This window comes from Streptomyces sp. PT12 (assembly GCF_003311645.1).
GTDB lineage: Bacteria > Actinomycetota > Actinomycetes > Streptomycetales > Streptomycetaceae > Streptomyces.
In genome coordinates, this window is sequence record NZ_QEST01000007.1 from 1 (window position 1) to 2,394 (window position 2,394).

The window sequence follows — 2,394 nt, forward strand, 5'->3', positions numbered from 1 at the left end:
AGAACTCCCCCGCCAGTTCACGCCCCATCCCCACCCACTGCCACCCCTGCCCCGGAAAGACGAACACGGCCCCCGTGGGCGCGACAGGGCGGACGCCGAGGACGGTGGAAGGGGGTTCACCGCCCTCGGCGAGCCGGGTGAGGCCGTCGAGCAGCGCGGCGCGCTCCCGGCCCACGAGCACGGCCCTGTGCTCCATCGGCGCCCGCGTCGTGGCGAGGGACCAGCCGATGTCGGCGACCCCGGCCTCGGGGCGCTCGCTCACGAAATCCCGCAGCCGCGCGGCCTGTTGGGCCAGCGCCTCGGGGGTCCTTGCCGACACGGGCCAGACCGTCACCCCGGGATCGGCCACGGACGGCGGCGCGGGGGCGGCGGCGGGGGCGGGCGCGGGGGCGGCCTCGACGATGACATGCGCGTTGGTGCCGCTGATGCCGAACGACGACACGCCCGCCCGGCGCGCCCGCCCGGTCTCCGGCCACTCCCGCGCCTCGGCCAGCAGCGCGACGGCGCCCGCCGACCAGTCCACGTGCGGCGAGGGCCGGTCGATGTGCAGGGATCCTGGCAGCGTGCCATGGCGCATGGCCATGACCATCTTGATGACCCCGCCCACGCCCGCGGCGGCCTGGGCATGCCCGATGTTGGACTTCAACGAGCCGAGCCACAGCGGCCGTTCGGCGTCCCTGCCCTGGCCATAGGTGGCGAGCAGGGCGTGCGCCTCGATCGGGTCGCCCAGGGTCGTCCCCGTGCCATGCGCCTCGACCGCGTCCACATCGGCGGCGGCGAGGCCCGCGTTGGCCAGCGCGGCGCGGATGACGCGCTGCTGGGAGAGGCCGTTGGGGGCGGTGAGGCCGTTGCTCGCGCCGTCCTGGTTGATCGCGGAGCCGCGCAGCACCCCGAGCACGGGGCGCCCCGCGCGGCGCGCCTCGGACAGCCGCGTCAGCACGAGCATGCCGACGCCCTCGGCCCAGCCCGTGCCGTCGGCCGACGCGGCGAACGCCTTGCACCGCCCGTCGCCCGCCAGGCCGCGCTGGGTGCTGAACTCGAGGAACATGCCGGGGCTCGACATGACCGCGACGCCGCCCGCCAGGGCCAGGGAGCAGTCGCCGTGGCGCAGCGCCTGGGCGGCCAGGTGCAGCGACACCAGGGAGGAGGAGCACGCGGTGTCCACCGTGACGGCGGGGCCTTCGAGGCCGAGGGTGTAGGCGACGCGCCCCGACAGCACGCTGTTGGCGCTGCCCGTGAGGATCTGGCCCTCGAAGCCCTCGGGCGCCTGGTCGAGCCGGGAGCCGTACTCCTGCGCCATCGCGCCGACGAACACGCCCGTCGGCGTGCCGCGCAGCGACCCGGGAACGATCCCGGCCCGCTCCACGGCCTCCCACGAGGTCTCGAGCACCAGCCGCTGCTGCGGGTCCATCGTCAGGGCCTCACGCGGGGAGATCCCGAAGAACGCGGCGTCGAACTCAGCGGCGCCGTCGAGGAATCCGCCCTCGCGCACATAGGACGTGCCGCGCCGGTCGGGGTCGGGGTCGTAGAGCGCGTCCAGGTCCCAGCCGCGGTCGGTGGGGAAGCCGCCGATGGCGTCGGTGCCCTCGGCGACGAGCCGCCACAGGTCCTCGGGCGAACGGACGCCTCCTGGGTAGCGGCAGGCCATGCCGACGATGGCGATGGCGTCGCCGTCGTCGGCCGTTCCCTGGGGGTCCGCCGTGCCCTGGGGGGCGGGGGTCGCCCGGGTCGCCGCCCTGGCGCCATCGGTCAGCCGCCGCCGCAGGTGCCCGGCCAGGGCGTCCGGGGTGGGGTGGGAGAACAGCACGTCGGAGGGCAGGCGAAGGCCGGTGGCCGCGCCGACGCTGTTGCGCAGCTCAAGCGACATGTGGGAGTCGAGCCCCGCCTCCTTGAACGTGGCGGACTCCCCGACGCGGGCCGCGTCGCGGTAGCCGAGCACGGCCGCGGTGTGGCGGCGGACCAGCCCGAGCAGGTGGCGGTGCTGCTGCTCGGGGCCCCGGCCGCCCAGCTCCACGGCGAGCCCTTCGGGCACGCCGGGCGCGACGGGCCGGGGCGGCTCGGGCGCGGCGGGCGCCTGAGGCGTTCCACCGGTCACGGTGGTCCCAGGGGTGCCGCTCAGCCAGTGGCTCTCGCGCTGGAAGGCATAGGTGGGCAGGTCGACGACGCGCGCGTCCGAGCCCGCGAAGGCCGACGACCAGTCGACGCCAGCGCCATGGGCCCACGCGCCCGCGGCGCCCGCGAGGAAGCGCTCGCGGCCCGCGTCGTCGCGGCGCAGGGTGCCGACCGCGGCGGCGTCGGCGCCCAGGGCCTCTGCGGTCTCGGTGATGCTGGCGCACAGGACGGGGTGGGCGCTCGCCTCGACGAAGAGGGAGTGCCCCTCCTCGATCAACAGCC

At 76.3% G+C, this 2,394-nt stretch carries 1 protein-coding gene; it reads right to left on the reverse strand.

Going from position 1 to position 2,394, the window contains the following annotated elements:
• Positions 1 to 2,394, reverse strand: a 2,394-nt coding sequence (locus tag DEH69_RS00025) for a beta-ketoacyl synthase N-terminal-like domain-containing protein (RefSeq protein WP_258534322.1), incomplete at both ends; no start/stop codon positions are given.